This window comes from Sandaracinus amylolyticus, assembly GCF_021631985.1.
Classification (GTDB): Bacteria; Myxococcota_A; Polyangia; order Polyangiales; family Sandaracinaceae; genus Sandaracinus; species Sandaracinus amylolyticus_A.
Map to the genome: position 1 here is coordinate 1,282,964 of NZ_CP070225.1, position 15,693 is coordinate 1,298,656.

The window sequence follows — 15,693 nt, forward strand, 5'->3', positions numbered from 1 at the left end:
AGAGCGAGCCGCGGCGAGACCTCACGCGTCACTGGACCGAGATGAACTCGCGCGTGCCGTCGTCGAACGTCCACAGCACGCCTGCGGTGCTGTCGAACGTCATGCCGTAGTTCACGCCCGGGATCCCCGTGAACGGCCCGCCGAAGGGCGATGCGCCCGTGGGGCTGCAGACGAACTGGAGCTGGTCGGTGCCGTTCTGCAGGTAGAGCGCGTCGAACACGCCATCGCCGTCGATGTCGTCGCCGCGCAGCGCGTTCACGGTCGCGCCCACGTCGAGCGCGTTCGTGACGACCTCGGGCGCTCCGCCGGCGACGGGGATCCGGAAGATGTAGTCGCCGCCCGTCTCCGCGCATGCGATGTAGAAGTACGTCGAGTCGCGCGCGAGCCCGCTGCAGTCGCCGATCCGGCTGTCGACCAGCTGACGCTCACGCGTCGCGACGACCGCCGGGGTCCCGGTCTGATCGAGATCGACCGACCAGATCTCGGTCGCAGTCAACGACGTGTCTTCCTCGGTGAGGAGGTACACCTTGTTGCCGTAGATCGCCGTCGCGCGGAAGTCGTCCGAGGGCTCCGGCGTGAAGACCGCGTAGTCCTGGATCGACCACGTCGCGCCACCGTCGCGCGAGATGCGGAAGAGGTGACCGTTCGTCTCGATGTTCGCCGCCGACGGCGCCTCGACGACGTAGATGTCGTCGCCGTCGATCGCCATCGCGTAGCCGAGGTGGGTCGCGGCGAGCGCGGCGAGCGCCTCGATGTCCTCCACGGGCCCACCACCACGCGGCATGCGGTAGAGGTTGCCGGTGCCCCCGACGTACATGTGGCTGTCGTCGAGCTCCATGAAGTACTCGGTGAACGAGGCGAGACCGGTGGGAGTGCGCGCCGTCGAGGTGCCGAGGATGCCGCCGACGCCGGGCGCACAGGACGCCTCGGTCGCGGTCACTTCGACGATCATCGGGTTCGGGAGCGGGGCGCTCTCCGACGTGCTGTCGACGTCGACGACGTGCAGGTACACCGTCTGACCCGCCATCACGATCAGCGGATCGGTCGGGGTCGTCGTCCCGCTCGACGACGAGTACAGGCACCCGATCTCGGTGGCTTCGTCGCCGCAGCTCGTGGTGAGCCGCCCGGCGACGATCGAGCTCGCGCCCTTGCTGAGCGTGAACACGACCCGTTGCGTCGTGGGAGCCGTGTAGCTCATCACGATGTCGGGCCCGTGGAGCCCGTTGGTCGTGCTGGTCATGCACGCGGGCGGCTCACGCACGTAGTCGTTCGACGACGCTTCCCACACGAGCGTGTTCGTGCCCGCCGCGAGGACGAACGGAGCGCTGCAGGTGTCGCCGACTCCCGCGCCGACGCCCGTCGTCACGCAGGTCGCGCCGACGCACTCCTCGGTCGCGCCGCAGACGGTGCCGCACGCGCCGCAGTTCAGCTCGTCCGCGCCGAGGTTCGCCTCGCAGCCGTTGTCGCGCAGGCCGTCGCAGTCGTCGTGCCCCGCGTCGCAGCTCGCGATCGTGCACGCTCCCGCGGAGCAGGCAGCGACGCCGCCGGCGACCTCGCAGGTGAGCCCGCACGCGCCGCAGTTCTGCGCGTCGGTCGCGAGCGACGTCTCGCAGCCGTCGGTCGCGCTGCCGTTGCAGTCGCCCTGCAGCGCGTCGCACGCGAAGCGGCACTGCCCGGCGGCGCAGAACGGGGTGGCGCCGTCGACCGCGGCGCACGCGTTGCCGCAGGCTCCGCAGTGGTCGGGCGACGTCTGGGGCTGGACGCAGGAGCCGTCGCACGCGGTCAGCGACTCGCTGCACGTCGTCGTGCAGTCGCCCGCGTTGCAGACCGCGCCGGCCGCGCACGCGTTGCCGCACTCGCCGCAGTTCGCGTGGCTGCTCTGCAGATCCGCGCAGACGTCGCCGCACAGGATCTGGCCTGCGGGGCACGAGACCGTGCAGCTCCCGTCGACACAGATCTCGCCCGCGTCGCACGCCGTGCCGCACTCGCCGCAGTGCGCGCGATCGCTCGAGACATCGGCGCACACGTCGCCGCACTCGGTCTGGCTCGCCGGGCAGAGCACGTCGCACGCGCCGTCGACGCAGGCCTCGCCGGCTGCGCACGCGTTGCCGCAGCTGCCGCAGTTCGCGCGCGACCCGCTGGTGTCGACGCACTCGTCGCCGCAGAGCGTCGTGCCGTCGGTGCACTCGGGCGGACCCGAATCCGTGCGCGGCGTCTGCGCGTCGATCTCGACGTCGCCCGCGTCCGGCGTGGGATCGGCGTCGTCCCCACAGCCCGCGAGCGCGAGCGCCAGTGCCACACCGATCCAGAGCGTCCTTGCAAGCATCGCTTCGCTTCCGTTCTCGCGCATGGCGTTCACTGCACCGACACGAGTTCGCGGGTGTCGTCGTCGTAGGCCCACAGGACTCCGCCGACGCGGTCGAACCCGAGGCCGTAGTTCCCGGACGTCGCCGTGCCGAAGCGCTGGAAGCGATCGGCGACGGGCGTCGCGCTCCCGGGGTTGCAGACGTAGTCGATCTGCTCGTAGTCGCTCAGGTGGTAGAGCGAGTCGAAGACGCCGTCTCCGTCGGCGTCGTGCCCGTGCAGCGCGCCCGCGCTCGAGTCGGGGGCGCTGATCGCCGGCGCCGTCGCGATCGTCGTCTTGGCGCCGCCGCCGACCGGGATGCGGACGATGCTGTCCGAGTCGTAACAAGACAGGTAGTAGAAGCTCGCGTCGCGCGCGATGGCGGTGCAGTCGCCTTCGTCGACTTCGAGCTCGAGCGTCGCGGGCGTGGGCAACGTCGTCGCGTTCGCGTCGACGGACCAGATCTCGGTCGGCTCACCCACGATGCCCTCCGCCGTCATCAGGTAGATGCGCCCGTTCCACGCGTTCAGAGCGCGGATCTCGTCACCCGGGGTGACGGGGAACGCGGCGTAGTCCTCGACGCGCCAGGTCGCCCCGCCGTCGCTCGAGATGCGGTAGAGGTGCTGGGTCGGGTACCGCGTGTTGTTGTCGACGACGAAGATGTTCTGGCCTTCGATGACCATCGAGTAGCCGACGTTGTCGTCGACCAGGCCTGCGAGCGCCTCGACGTTCTCCGCCGGACCGCCCGCCTTGGGCCAACGCCAGAGGAACGACGTGCCTCCGACGTAGACGTAGCCGTTCGGATTGTTGTCCGCGACGACGTAGTACTCGGTGATCGCGGTGGTCAGTCCCGTCGGCATCCGCGAGAGGCTTTCGCCGAGCGCCCCGGCGCAGGCGAGCGGGCCCACCGTCACCTGCCAGGTCGGCGTCGGCGCGGCGACACGGGTCGAGCCGCAGGTGATGAGCTCCAGCCCGCTCCAGCTGATCGAGAGTGTCTCGCCGGCGGGGAACGCGACCCCCGGATCGATCGTCATGACGGTGGTCGTCGTGTCGAACGTCACCTGGGGCGCCGGCAGCGCGTACGAGAGCGACGTGCCCATGTTGCCGGTGATCGTGATGGTCCCTGCGGGCACGACGGGCGCGCGGAACTCGGCGGTGAACGTGGTGGCCTGACGCGTGGTCGCCGACCCGTTCGCCGGCGAGAGCGAGCGCATCGGCGGGACCGCGTTGCACGCGGTCGCGTCGAAGTCGATCGTGAGCGGGCGGGAGAGCGGGGCAGTCCCGCTGCTGGTGTCGATCAGATAGACGTACGCCGTCTGGCCGGCGCTCAGGACGGCGGAGCCGCCCATGAACGCCGAGGCGGAGTCGGAGATGCAGCCGACCTCGGGCGTGAGCGTGCCGCACGCGCCGGTCGAGACGACCGCCGCCCAGCGCACGTTGATGGGCTTCGCGATGCGCAGCGACACGAGCTCGTCGGTGGCGCCCGCGGTGTAGGTGAACACGACGTCGGGGCCCTCGAGCGTGTAGCTCGTGGGCACGCACGTGGGCCTGGCGGTGAGGTAGTCGGCGACCGTGGCCGTCCAGGTCACGTCGTGCACGCCCGGCGTGAGTGCGATCGGGTCGCTGCAGTTCTCGCCCGCGATCGCGACGCACACACCGGCCGCGCAGGTCTCGGTGCTCGCGCACGCGTTGTTGCACGCGCCGCAATTCTCGGTGTCGTTCGCGACGTTCACCTCGCACCCATTGCTCGCGGTCGCGTCGCAGTCGTCGAAGCCCGCGTCGCACGAGGCGATCACGCACGCCGCGTCGGCGCAGCCGGCGGCCGCGTTCGCGAGCTCGCACGTGTTGCCGCAGGCGCCGCAGTTCGCGACGTCGGTCGCGAGCGGCGTCTCGCAGCCGTCGCCGGTCTCGCTCCCGATGTCCGCGTCGCAGTCGCCCTGCGTCGGCGCACAGACCGCACGGCAGGTGCCCGCGAGGCACGCGCCCGCGGCGCCATCGGGCGCGGCGCAGACGTTCCCGCACGCGCCGCAGTTCATCGGGTCGGTGCCGGTCGCGACGCACGCGCCGTCACACTCCATCAGGCCGCCGCCGCAGGTCGCTGCGCACGCGCCCTCGCTGCACACCTCACCGGCCTCGCATGCGTTGCCGCACTCGCCGCAGTGCGCGGGCTCCGAGCTCGTGTCGACGCAGGTCGTCCCGCAGAGCGTCTGGCCCGCGGGGCACGAGACCTCGCAGCTCCCGTCGACGCAGAGCTCGCCGGCATCGCAGCTCGTGCCGCACTCGCCGCAGTGACGGCGATCGGTGTCGAGATCCGCGCAGACTCCGTCGCAAGCGCTCTGCGATGCCGGGCACACGATCGCGCACGAGCCCTCGACACACGCTTCGTCCGCTTCGCATGCATTGCCGCACTCACCGCAGTGAGTGCGCGAGCTCTCGGTGTCGACGCACGTGTCTCCGCACATCGACGTGCCCGGCGCACAGCCCGGCGGGCCCGCGTCCATCTGCGTCGTGGTGCCGCTGTCTGCGCCTGCGTCTTCGGGCGCTGACGAGTCGTCGTCGCCGCACCCTGCGAGGACGAGCGCTGCGAGCGCGAGAGTCGGAACGATGGAGCGTGCGTTCATGCTGCTGATCCGTCCGGGGGGGCGCAAAAAGTGCCCACCGGGTTCAGCAGTGGCGCGGCGTATTCCGGACGGCTCAAAAAAAATGAGCCGCCCTGACGGACGCCGGTACACGTACCCAACGCGTGCAGCTCTGATGCTCGCGCACGCTGTCGCGCGCTCACACACATCCGCTCGCGCGCGCAATGAAGCGCACACGCCTGCGAGCGACGGAGTCGCGCCGCCGGAAATGGAAACGAAACGGACTCGCGCGCTCGACTCAGCGCGACATCAGCGCGATCAGCAGTGCGATCACGATCGTCGTGGCCGCGAGGGCGCCCACGACGAGCGCGCGCGAGCGACGCGGCGCGCCCACCGGACGCACGCTCGGCTCGCTCTCGGGCGCCGGCAGCGCCTTCGCCTCCGGCACCGTGTCCTCGTCGCGGCGGATGTTGCGATCCGTGTCGATCTCCGCGAGCGCCGGCGGCGCGGGCGGCATCGCGATCGGCTCGAGGCGCACCGGCGGGCCCAGCTCCAGCGCCCGCGCCGCGCGCTCCCGCGCGCGTCGCTCCTTCACGAACTCCTCGCCGAAGTGATCGGTCAGGAACGCCCCGAACCGGATCTGCGACGCGAAGAGCCGCGCGCCGTGCGCGTACTCGTCGAGCTCCGCGCGCATCTCCGCCGCGGTCGCGTAGCGCGCGTCGCGATCCCTCGCGAGCGCGCGATCGAGGATCGCCTGCAGCTTCTCGGGCTGCGGCAGTCCGCGCTCCGGCAACGCCGGGATCTCCCCGCGCCGCGCGAGCTCGAGCATCTCCTCTTCGCTGCCGCGATAGAGCCGCCGCCCCGCGCAGAGCTCCCACGACAAGATGCCCGCCGCGAACACGTCGGCGCGCGCATCGAGCGCTTCGCCATGCGCATGCTCGGGCGACATGTACGCGCTCTTGCCGACCACCTTCGCGTCGCCGCGGCGCTCTTCCTGTGCGCCGGCCGCGCGCGCGATGCCGAAGTCGCAGAGCTTCACCTCGCCCTCGAGCGACATCAGCACGTTCGAGGGCGACACGTCGCGATGCACGATGCCGAGCGCGCGCCCGCTCGCGTCCGTCGCGCGATGCGCGAAGTCGAGCGCGGCGAGCACCTCGCGCACGATGAAGAGCGCGAACTCCGCGGGCAGCGCGACCTTCGCGCGGCTGCATCGCGCGAGCAGCTGGTGGAGGTCGAACCCCTCCACGTACTCCATCGCCATGTAGAGCAGCCCGTCCTCGCGGCCGAGCTCGAGCACCTGCACGACGTTCGCGTGGCGCAGCCCCGCGCAGAGCTTCGCCTCCTCGATGAACATCCGCGCGAACGACTCGTCGCGCGAGAGCGCCTCGTGGATCTGCTTCACCACGACGAGCCGCTCGGCGCCGAGCTCGCTCGCCGCGCGCGCGAGGTAGATCTCCGCCATGCCGCCCTTGCCGATGCGATCGAAGAGCTGGTAGCGCCCGAAGCGCCGCGGCAGCACGGCGATCGCCGGTGCGACGGGAGCGCGCGCGGGAGACGGAGAAGGAGGCGCGGACTGCATCGAGGGAGCGTGTCCATGTGCCATGACGCAGCGTTCCAGCGCAAGCACGCACGCTGCGCTCGACCTTCCCAAACGCGCGCTTCTGCGCGATGGTCGCGCCATGTCGCGACGCGTGATCGGGCTCCTCCTCTCCTCGCTGCTCCTCGCGTGCGGCGGAGACGACGACGCGGTCGTTCCCGACGACGACGCTGGTGTCGTCACCGCGACGCCCCACGCGCGCATCGCGTGGCGAGTGCGCTGCGGCGGCGCGACCGGCTGCACCGACGACGCACCCGCGCGCATCGTCGACGCGGACGATGGCGAGGCGGGGCACTCGGTCGAGTGCGACGTCACGCCGATGGCCGACGGCAATCGTCGCTTCGTCGTCACGATCGGCACGCCGGAGGGCGCCGCGATGCGCGTCCGCGGAGCGACCATCGCGGCCGACGGCGATCGCATCATCGGCTCCAATTGCCGGCTCGAGGTCGACGAGCCCGACGACTTCGATCTCGAGGGCGCGTGCAGCTCGAACCCGCCGAGCGCCGATCGACCCTGCCAGATCCAGCGCATCGACATCACCGCCGAGCGCGCGGTGACCGCCGAGATTCGCTGCACCGACGTGCCGGCCGCCGGCAACCCGGGCGTGACCCGCGACGTCACCGACGACGACGTCGTCGCCGCGGTCGCCGAGCTCGAGCTCACTGGCTGCGCCGGGCTCTGATCCCGGCTCCGACTCACACCGGTGCGAGTCGCGACTCACACCGGTGCGAGCTCGCCCTCACGCCGCGGCGATCACCAGCTTCCGCTCGTCCTTCGCGCTGCCTTCGTCGAGCTCGCGGATCATCTGCTCGCCGCTGAGCTTGTCCGCCGCGAGACCACCGAAGTACTTCTCGAGACCGACGCGCGCGTAGTGCGGGCGGATGCGCTCCGAGAGCAGCCCGATCTCGCGCAGGTTCGGCACCATGCGCCCGAACATCAGGTGGCGGAAGCGCTCCATCCCGGGCGAGGTCGTCACGATGTCGCGCCACTGCGCGCGCGTGAGCACGCCCTCGAAGTGCTCCTCGTAGACCTCGTACGCGAGGAAGCGATTGCGCATCAGCAGCGCGACCTCGAACGCCCAGTCCTCGCGCTCGCGCCGCTCGCTCTCGCTCAGCTCGGTCACGATGTGCTCGCGCAGCGCGAGCACGCCGTAGTGCACGTGGCGCGCTTCGTCCTGGATGACGTTCTTGAGCAGCTCCTTGAGGAGCGGCTCCTTCGTCTCCCGATAGAGCAGCGAGAACGCGCCGAGCGCGACGCCCTCGATCATGATCTGCATGCCGAGGAACTTCATGTCCCAGCGGCCGTCGTGCATCAGCGCGTCGATGATGACGAAGAGGTTGTCGTTCACCTGATAGAGCTTGTTCAGCTTCGTATCGAGGTAGCGATGGAAGACCTCGACGTGGCGCCCTTCGTCCATCACCTGCGTCGCGCCGTAGTACTTGCCGTCGAAGAACTGCACGGCCTCGGTCACCTGCGCCGCCGCGAAGAGCGCGCCCTGCTCGCCGTGCAGGAACTGCGAGAGCATCCACGCGCACACGCTGTGTCGCAGGTTGCGCTGCTCCGCGACGGTGAGGCGGATGCCGAGCTCTTCGACCTTCTTCCAGTTGATGATGTCGTCGGGCAGCAGCGCGATCTCGTCGTTCTCGGGATCGACGTTCGTGTGCCACGGCAGGTCGTCGCCGTTCCACTGGCCGCGCTTGGCGCGCTTGTAGAGCTCCTGCATGTCGGGGAAGTCGGCCGGATAGGTCCAGTCGAAGTACGCCCGGTGCGTCGCAGGGATCTCGGTGGGCACGCCTTGCTTGCCGCGCTTGAGGATCGTCCCGCGGATGGCCGACGGACCGATCGCGCCGAGCACGCGCGGATCGTGGACCTCGAAGAGCGTCGAGGCGGCGTCGGCATACGCCTCGAGCTGGTTCTTCACCTTCACCGGCAGGAGCCCGAGCACGCGTGCGTCGATCATGGGCGCTCTCCTTCTTTCTTCGATCAACCGAGCGACGCGAAGAAGTCGCGGATCTTCGCGGTGTGGAAGCCCGTGAGGAACGTGTGCACGAGAGGCAGTGCCTTCTCGATCATCTGCGCGGCGCGCTCGGGCGGGAGCCGATCGATGCGGCTCGCGAGGAGCAACGTCTCGCGGTTGAAGAGGTCCTGCACGACCTCCTGGATCAGCGCGAGCTCCTCGACGCCGATGCCGAGCTCGCTCACGAACCCGAGGCGCAGGATCTCGGCCCAGCCCTGGAGGATCCACACGTCGCCCTCGGCGATCCACGTGCGGCCTTCCTCGATGCGCGCGCCGAGCACGCCGATCTCGATCATGCGATCGAGATCGCTGCGCGGGACGCCGAGCCGCGCGATCACCTCGTCGGCGTCGACCGCGCTCTTCTCGCCCTCGCTCTCGCGACCGAGCGTGTCGAGGCGCTGCTTCACGCCGACGAGGAAGCCGCGCTGCGCCGCGGTGAACGCCGCGTCCTGATCGTCGAGCAGCGCCTTGATCGCCTTGAGCGGGAGGAAGCGCTCGTGCTGCAGCTTCTTGATCAGCTTGAGGCGCTCGACGTGCTCGTCGCCGTAGAACGCCATGTTGCGCCCGGTCTTGTGTCCCGCCGGGAGCAAGCCCTGCTGGATGTAGAAGTGGATCGCCTGGCGCGGCAGACCGGTGAGGTCGCAGAGGTCCTTCATGCGCAGCGTCCAGCGCTGCGCGTCGGGCTCGCGGACGAGCTCGATTCCTTCGTCCATCACGTCGGCACCTCGATGGTGGTCGGACGCGTAGGATGCCCGACGCACGTGAGGACCCAACCCTCGGCGCGCTCCGCGTCGGAGAGACAGTGCGGCTCGTCCATCCGGATCTCGCCCTCGACGACCTTGCACTTGCACGCGGCACATCCACCGATCGCGCACGAGAAGGGAAGGGCGACGCCGCTCTCCGTCGCGGCCTCGAGCACGGTGCGATCCGGCGCGACCGTGACCGCGACGTCGCGACCACGACGACGCACCGTCACGAGCTGCGGCGACGCGACCGGCGCAGCACGACGCTCCGCCGGCGACTGGAAGCGCTCCTCGTGGATGCGCGCGCGCTGCACGCCACGCGCGAGCAGCGCCTCGCGCACCGCGTCCATCATCGGCCCGGGCCCGCACACGAAGTACTCGGGGAGGTCGCGATCGAGCTCGAGCTCGCTCGCGATCGCATCGAACGTCGCGCGATCGAGCATCCCGCGCGGACCACGATGCGCATCGCTCGGATCGGCGAGCACGTGCACCACGCGGAAGCGCTCGCTCGCGAGCGCGTCGATCGCGCTCCCGAAGATGACGTCGCCCTCGCTGCGGTTGCCGTAGATCAACGTCACGTGCGCGTCGGGATCACGCGCCAGCACCGTGCGCGCGATCGACCAGCACGGCGTGATCCCGCTGCCGCCCGCGATCAGCACGAGGTGACGCGTCGTCGCGCTCGGCACGAACGTGCCCGAGGGACCGAGCACCTCGAGCACGTCGCCCTCGCGCAGCTGCTCGTGGAGGTGCGTCGAGACGCGACCGCGCTCGATGCGCTTGCACGTGACCGCCGCGTATCCATCCGCCGGCGCGCTCGAGAGCGAGTACGCGCGGCGCACGACCTCGCGGCCCATCGGCACGTGCAGCGTGAGGAACTGACCGGCCTCGAACACGATCGGCGCGCCGTCGAGCGCCTCGAGACGGATCGTGATCGCGTCTCGCGTCTCGCGCGTCAGCTTCGCGACCTTCACGCGCCGCGGCGCGAGCGAGGGCGCGCTCGTCGTGCTCGGCGCGCGTCGCGCGCGTGCGATCGTCGGCGGCACGCGATCACCGCGGAAGTCGCGCGCGATCATCTCGACGTCGCGGCGTAGCGTCGCGTAGCTGCGCTTGAGCCCGCGCGTCGGCAGCAGCTCGAAGACCGGGTCGATCTCGGCGAGCGGCGTGGGCGCGAAGCCCGGTCGCGCCTGGCTCGAGAACGTCGGCTCGCGCACGCCGCGGAAGCCGTCGGCGATCGAGCGCGCGTCGAGGCGCAGCTGATCGATCGCGGGGCGGAGCGCGCGCGGCGCGAGGCGCGCGAGGACGCTCGCCGCGACGTCGATGCCGTCGACCGAGCGCAATGGCCGCTTGCCGTGCTGCATGGTCCGACAGTGTCTCGTGTCACGTAGAGTGTCAAGTGGCACTTTACACATGACACTGTACGGAGACTGCGCGAGTTCGACGGCGCGCCCATTTTCCCGCACGATGAAGAACGTGAGCAGCACGCCGCGCGGCAGTTCGATCGCGGCGGTCGCCACGGCGACCAGCCTCTCGCTCCTCGTGATCGTCGCGAGCGCGCAGCGCGGCGACGCCCAGCTCGCCGACGCCTCGAGCGCCACGCGCGCCTCGTCCGCCTCGAGCGTCACGACCGCGCCGCGCGCGGCCGACCCCCTCGGCGCATCACCCTCGCAGAGCACCTCGATCGGCGGCCCGTCGAGCGGCCGCGTCGAGGGCGCGATCGCGCTGCCCACCTCCGCGCCCGGCCTGCGCAGCAACCCGCTCCGCCCGAACCCCGACGCCGTCTACGGCACCGTCGAGCTCGTGCGCGCGCTCGTGCGCGCCGCTGCGGTCGTGCACGCGGAGATCCCCGGCGCCGACCTCGTGATCAACGACATCGGTCTGCCCAACGGCGGTCCGATCCCGCACCACGGATCGCACCAAGCGGGTCGCGACGTCGACGTGCTCTTCTACTATCTCGACGCCGACGGTGCGCCCTTCGCCGCGAAGGGGATCCCCGTCGATCCGCGCGGCCGCGGATGGGACTTCGCCGACCTCGCCGATCCGCGCGACGACGTGCGCGTGCGGCTCGACGTGCCGCGCACCTGGCGCTTCGTGCAAGCGCTCGTGCAGGACGATCTCGACGGCCAGGGCGCGCTCGTGCAGCGCGTGTTCGTCGCGGAGCACATCCGCACGATGCTGCTCGAGCAAGCCGAGCGCGCGCGCGCGCCGCGCGCGGTCCGCGATCGCTTCGCGGACCTCACGTGTCAGCCGAGCCATCCCCACGACGATCACCTCCACGTCCGCTTCTTCTGCAGCACCGAGGATCTGCAGAACGGATGCGAGGACGGCGGGCCGATGTACCCGTGGCGCCGCCAGCAGCTGCGCGAGGCGCAGGTCGATCCGGTGCGAGCCCGCGCGCGCGCTCGCACCCGTGAGGATCGCGGCCGCACCACGTCGCAGCGCGAGGCCGCGACGCGCGCCGGCGAGATGCATCGTCGCGTGCGCGCGTTCCTCGACGAGCGCGCCACCTGGTCGGTGCAGCCCCATCCGGGGCGTCCGTTCTGTCGTTGAGTCTTCGCCGGAGCGCTCGACCGGCGGGCGAGCCGATGTTCACCCGTTGAGTCTTCGCGTCTCGCACGAGGCATCGAGACACGTGCCCGTTCGCGCTGTGCGCGCGAAATCCGCGCGCGACACGCACGACCCGAGTGGCACCTGTGCTGCAGTGCCGCGCCGCACCCCCTTTCGCTGGAGGTGCGCATGACCTGGGACGACATCGCAGCGCGTTGGCGGCAGCTCAAGGGACAGGTGAAGACCGAGTTCGGCAAGCTCGACGACGACACGTTCGATGCGATCGGCGGCGATCGCGAGCGGCTCGTCGCGGCGCTCGAGGAGAAGTACGGCTACCCGAAGGACCACGCGGTCCAGCGCGTCGAGTCGTGGGTGAGCCGGCTCGATCTGCGCTCGCGCCCGGTGTCGGCGAACGCAGCGACGTGATCGCGCCCAACGTTCGCGGAACTGCCGAGGTCCCAAGCTGTCGGAGCACCTGCCGGCGATGGACATCGATGGTAGATTCTCGACGGCCGTGGCCTCGGACGTGACGAAGGCGTTTCGCCTCCTGCCCTTCGAGCGCGTCCTCTGGACGGGCGGCCCACGTGTGGGCGTTCCGCGCGCGCGGGTGTGGACGCTCGCGCCCGCGGGATCGCTGGTGATGACGGCGGTCGCGGCGCTCTTCGCGGCGCTGATGCGCATCGCCGGGCTCGGCGGATGGCAGGAGTCGGCGCTCGTCGCCTGCTACCTCGCGGTGTTCGCGATCGGCGGGCTGCTCGCGCCGCGCTATCTGCTCGATCCCTGCGAGTTCGCGGTCACCGATCGACGCGTGCTGTGGCGGCGCGGTCGCTCGGTGCGATCGATCGACCGCCACGCGATCACGTACGCGCGCGTGCGATGGCACCGCAGCATGCCCGGCGTCGGCAGCCTCGAGCTCGTGCGCGCCGTGCCCTTCGGTCCGCTCGCGCGCAGCCAGCGCCTCGTGATGCACGACCTCCACGCGCCCGATCGCGTGCTCGCGATCATCCGCGACGTCGAGCCCACCGAGAACACGGGCGACGATCAGATCGCGCTCACCGATCGCCTCGACGAGGGCGAGCAGGTCCTCTGGGGCGCAGGCCCCGAGGGCTTCCTGCTCGGGTGGCAGGACGTGCTGATCACGATCGGCGGCGCGGGCGTCGTCCTGATCGGCCTGCGCTACGGCGTGCTCGTCGGATCGATCCTGATGGACCTCGAGAAGGTCGGGCTCGCGGTGGGCTCGATGCCGTGGGTCTTCCTGTTCACCGCGACGATGCTGACCTTCGCGATGATCGTCGGCGTCGGCGGTGCGCTCGTGTGGTACGGCCTGGTCCGTGCGCGAGCGCAGGGCCGCGAGACCGAGTACATCGTGACCGATCGACGCCTCCTGATTCGTCGCGGTCGCACCGAGCTCTCACTCGATCGCAAGCGCATCTTCGACGTCGCGGAGGCGCCCTCGTGGCGCGGCCTCCACAACGTGTTCCTGATCCTCGACGGGCCCGGCGCGCGCGCGCTCGGCGACACCGGCGCGCTCACCGGCCTCACGCCCCCGCGCGACGCGGTGCCGCCGGTGCTCTACGAGCTGCGCGACACCGAGCGTGTGCGCGACCTGCTCTCGTCGCGCGACGACACCCGCGACTCGCTCGCGGCGTGAATCGAGAGAGCGCGCGACCCGTCGCGACATCGCGCGGTGGTACCATCGCGCGGACTCGCGGAGGCTCCACGCATGCGTCTCGTTCGTTCGCTCGGCATCGTCACGCTCGGCATCGCGCTCGCTTCGATCTCGACTGGTTGCACGATCCGCGCGCGACGGCGCATCGAGACCACACCGGTCACCGCGCGCATCGAGGTGACGCCGCCGCCCGCGACCGCGCAGGTGCAGGTGCAGGCGGCGCCGCCGCCGCAGGGCGTGACCGTGATCCAGGCGCAGTGCGCGCCGGGCGCGGCCGAGCAGTGCAACGGCCTCGACGACAACTGCGACGGTCGCATCGACGAGGGCTGCGGCTGGGAGAGCGGTCAGATCCAGATCACGCTCGCCTGGGGCACCGGCGCCGACATCGATCTCTACGTGACCGACCCGTACGGCGAGACGATCAGCTACCAGCGTCGCCAGTCGGCCTCGGGCGGCATCCTCGATCACGACGCGCGCGGCGCGTGCGTCGCGGGCGGCGACACGATCGAGAACGTGTACTGGAGCTCGCCCCAGCCGCCGCGCGGCTCGTACCAGGTCGAGCTGCACTACTGGGGCAACTGCGGCGCGGCGGGCCCGACGCCGGCGCAGGTCTCGATCTCGGTCGGTGGTCGCGTGATCGGCGTCTACAACGTGACGCTCTACGAGCGCCAGCGGATCCCGGTCGCCGTCTTCACGCTCTGATCGATCGACATGACGCAGCGGCGGCTCGCCTACGTCGCTGCGATCGCGACCGCCGCGCTCCTGATCGTCGCGGCGCTCGGTGCGATGCGCGGCGCGCGACCGAGCGACGTGGTGCTCGCAATCGCCACCGCGTTCGTGCCCTATGCCGGGCTCGTGTGGTGGCACCTCGCGGACGACGCGCGACGCGCGACGCACATCGCGATCGCCATCGCGCTCGTCGCCGGGCTCGCCCTCGTGTGCGCGCCGCCGCTGCTCTCCGACGACGTCTATCGGTATCTCTGGGACGCGCGCGTGCTGCGCCACGGGATCGATCCCTACGCGTACCCGCCCACCGATCCCGCGCTGATCGATCTGCGCGACGCGCTCCACGCGCGCATCAACCATCCCGACCTGCCGACGATCTATCCGCCGCTCGCGCAGCTCGTCTTCGCGCTCGCCGACTCGATCGCGCACGCGCCGTGGTCGATGAAGCTCGTGGCGCTGATCGCGCACCTCGCGACCACGCTCGTCGTCGCGCGGCTCGCGCCCGATCGCGCACCGCTCCATGCGCTCAACCCGCTCGCGCTCGAGGAGGCTGCGCTCGGCGGTCACGTCGACGCGTTCGCGGGGCTCTTCCTCGCGCTCTCGGTGCTCGCGATGGCGCGCTCGGCATGGTCGCGCGCAGCGCTCGCGATCGCGTCGGCGACCGCGATCAAGCTCGTCGGGATGGTGCTCGTTCCGCTGCTCGCGCTCGCTCCGCGAGCGCGCGGTGGGATCGCGATCGCGATATCGATCACGCTCGGTGTGAGCGTGCTCGCGCCCGTCTCGCTCGCCGGACACGCGCGCGACGACACCAGCGGGCTCGGCCACTACGCACGTCGCTGGCGCGGCAACGAGGGCGGTTTCGTGCTGCTCGCGGAGGGCTCGGCGCTCGCGCTCGAAGGGCTCGGTCGCGTCTCCGGCGCGCCGCCCGGATGGATTCGTCTGCCCTTCCTCGCGCCGGTGATCGCGCGCGTGCGCGGCACCGCGCTCGACCCTCGCGCGACGATGCTCGCGCCGAAGAAAGAGGTGCAGCGACCGACCTCGTTCGAGACGCGCCACCTCGGTGATCTGCTCGCGCGCGCCCTCGCGCTGTTCATCGTGCTCGGCGTCGCGATCGCCCACGTTCGTAAGAGATCCGCGCCCTTGCGTGCGGCGCGCGACGTCGTGCTCGCGCTGCTCCTCGTCGCGCCCCAAGTGCACCCTTGGTACCTCGTGTGGCTGCTGCCGCTCGAGGTCGCGAGCGGTCGCGCGACGGGGCTCGTGTGGTCGGCTTCGATGCTCGTCGCGTACGCGCCGATCGATGTCTGGCTCGTTTCGGGGACGTGGCAGGAGGCACCGATCGCGCGCGCGGTCGAGTACGCGATCGTGATCGCCGTTCTGTGCTCCGAGCACACGTGGCGAAAAACGCGATCCGGCGGAGCGATTTCGCACGGCACCCCGTGTAGCGATCACTTGGACCCGTGATATATCCGCCGAC

The 15,693-nt window shown here is 70.9% G+C and carries 12 protein-coding genes; 6 read left to right on the forward strand and 6 right to left on the reverse strand.

Annotated features, from left to right (window positions below; all coding sequences use genetic code 11):
- Nucleotides 1-28 precede the first annotated feature (28 nt).
- The 3 genes from I5071_RS05270 to I5071_RS05280 all read right to left on the reverse strand — a co-directional run bounded on the left by I5071_RS05270 (nt 29) and on the right by I5071_RS05280 (nt 6,502).
- Nucleotides 29-2,326, reverse strand: a complete 2,298-nt coding sequence (locus I5071_RS05270; protein WP_236604286.1) for an MXAN_6577-like cysteine-rich protein — start codon at nt 2,324-2,326, stop codon at nt 29-31.
- A gap of 29 nt (nt 2,327-2,355) precedes the next feature.
- Nucleotides 2,356-4,965, reverse strand: coding sequence for a hypothetical protein (locus I5071_RS05275; RefSeq protein WP_236604287.1), 2,610 nt, complete (start codon nt 4,963-4,965; stop codon nt 2,356-2,358).
- A gap of 256 nt (nt 4,966-5,221) precedes the next feature.
- A complete protein-coding gene (locus tag I5071_RS05280) occupies nt 5,222-6,502 on the reverse strand; it encodes a serine/threonine-protein kinase (RefSeq protein ID WP_236604288.1) in 1,281 nt (426 codons plus the stop codon).
- A 100-nt stretch (nt 6,503-6,602) separates the two neighbouring features.
- Between I5071_RS05280 and I5071_RS05285 the strand changes: the two genes are divergently transcribed.
- On the forward strand, nt 6,603-7,202 hold the full coding sequence (locus tag I5071_RS05285; protein ID WP_236604289.1) for a hypothetical protein: 600 nt from the start codon (nt 6,603-6,605) through the stop codon (nt 7,200-7,202).
- A gap of 57 nt (nt 7,203-7,259) precedes the next feature.
- Here the strand turns inward: I5071_RS05285 and I5071_RS05290 are convergent, their stop codons facing one another.
- The 3 genes from I5071_RS05290 to I5071_RS05300 are packed head-to-tail and all read right to left on the reverse strand — an operon-like array spanning nt 7,260 to nt 10,638.
- Nucleotides 7,260-8,480 carry a ferritin-like domain-containing protein gene (locus tag I5071_RS05290; RefSeq protein ID WP_236604290.1) on the reverse strand — a complete coding sequence of 407 codons (1,221 nt, stop codon included), beginning with the start codon at nt 8,478-8,480 and terminating at the stop codon, nt 7,260-7,262.
- 23 nt (nt 8,481-8,503) lie between these two features.
- Nucleotides 8,504-9,250 carry a MerR family transcriptional regulator gene (locus I5071_RS05295; RefSeq protein ID WP_236604291.1) on the reverse strand — a complete coding sequence of 249 codons (747 nt, stop codon included), beginning with the start codon at nt 9,248-9,250 and terminating at the stop codon, nt 8,504-8,506.
- Nucleotides 9,250-10,638, reverse strand: coding sequence for a ferredoxin--NADP reductase (locus I5071_RS05300; protein WP_236604292.1), 1,389 nt, complete (start codon nt 10,636-10,638; stop codon nt 9,250-9,252). Before I5071_RS05300 ends, I5071_RS05295 begins: the two co-directional genes overlap by 1 nt.
- A 49-nt stretch (nt 10,639-10,687) precedes the next feature.
- On the opposite strand from I5071_RS05300, the gene I5071_RS05305 reads away from it, so the two are divergent.
- The 5 genes from I5071_RS05305 (at nt 10,688) to I5071_RS05325 (ending at nt 15,680) form a co-directional block, all read left to right on the forward strand.
- On the forward strand, nt 10,688-11,827 hold the full coding sequence (locus tag I5071_RS05305) for a penicillin-insensitive murein endopeptidase (protein ID WP_236604293.1): 1,140 nt from the start codon (nt 10,688-10,690) through the stop codon (nt 11,825-11,827).
- A gap of 186 nt (nt 11,828-12,013) precedes the next feature.
- Nucleotides 12,014-12,250 carry a CsbD family protein gene (locus I5071_RS05310; protein WP_236604294.1) on the forward strand — a complete coding sequence of 79 codons (237 nt, stop codon included), beginning with the start codon at nt 12,014-12,016 and terminating at the stop codon, nt 12,248-12,250.
- An 88-nt stretch (nt 12,251-12,338) separates the two neighbouring features.
- A complete protein-coding gene (locus tag I5071_RS05315; RefSeq protein ID WP_236604295.1) occupies nt 12,339-13,475 on the forward strand; it encodes a hypothetical protein in 1,137 nt (378 codons plus the stop codon).
- Between the two features lie 72 nt (nt 13,476-13,547).
- Nucleotides 13,548-14,195 (forward strand): MopE-related protein, encoded by a 648-nt coding sequence (locus I5071_RS05320; protein WP_236604296.1) that lies wholly within the window; start codon nt 13,548-13,550, stop codon nt 14,193-14,195.
- Between the two features lie 9 nt (nt 14,196-14,204).
- Entirely contained in the window at nt 14,205-15,680 is a 1,476-nt protein-coding gene (locus tag I5071_RS05325) for a hypothetical protein (protein WP_236604297.1), read from the forward strand.
- The last annotated feature ends 13 nt before the right edge of the window (nt 15,681-15,693 follow it).

What these genes read in the sequence shown, in the direction of transcription:
- I5071_RS05310 (WP_236604294.1), top strand. Translation starts at nt 12,014, where the DNA reads ATGACCTGGGACGACATCGCAGCGCGTTGGCGGCAGCTCAAGGGACAG.
- I5071_RS05270 (WP_236604286.1), bottom strand. Translation starts at nt 2,326, where the DNA reads ATGCTTGCAAGGACGCTCTGGATCGGTGTGGCACTGGCGCTCGCGCTC.
- I5071_RS05280 (WP_236604288.1), bottom strand. Translation starts at nt 6,502, where the DNA reads ATGCAGTCCGCGCCTCCTTCTCCGTCTCCCGCGCGCGCTCCCGTCGCA.
- I5071_RS05305 (WP_236604293.1), top strand. Translation starts at nt 10,688, where the DNA reads ATGACACTGTACGGAGACTGCGCGAGTTCGACGGCGCGCCCATTTTCC.
- I5071_RS05325 (WP_236604297.1), top strand. Translation starts at nt 14,205, where the DNA reads ATGACGCAGCGGCGGCTCGCCTACGTCGCTGCGATCGCGACCGCCGCG.
- I5071_RS05285 (WP_236604289.1), top strand. Translation starts at nt 6,603, where the DNA reads ATGTCGCGACGCGTGATCGGGCTCCTCCTCTCCTCGCTGCTCCTCGCG.
- I5071_RS05320 (WP_236604296.1), top strand. Translation starts at nt 13,548, where the DNA reads ATGCGTCTCGTTCGTTCGCTCGGCATCGTCACGCTCGGCATCGCGCTC.
- I5071_RS05300 (WP_236604292.1), bottom strand. Translation starts at nt 10,638, where the DNA reads ATGCAGCACGGCAAGCGGCCATTGCGCTCGGTCGACGGCATCGACGTC.
- I5071_RS05290 (WP_236604290.1), bottom strand. Translation starts at nt 8,480, where the DNA reads ATGATCGACGCACGCGTGCTCGGGCTCCTGCCGGTGAAGGTGAAGAAC.
- I5071_RS05275 (WP_236604287.1), bottom strand. Translation starts at nt 4,965, where the DNA reads ATGAACGCACGCTCCATCGTTCCGACTCTCGCGCTCGCAGCGCTCGTC.
- I5071_RS05295 (WP_236604291.1), bottom strand. Translation starts at nt 9,250, where the DNA reads ATGGACGAAGGAATCGAGCTCGTCCGCGAGCCCGACGCGCAGCGCTGG.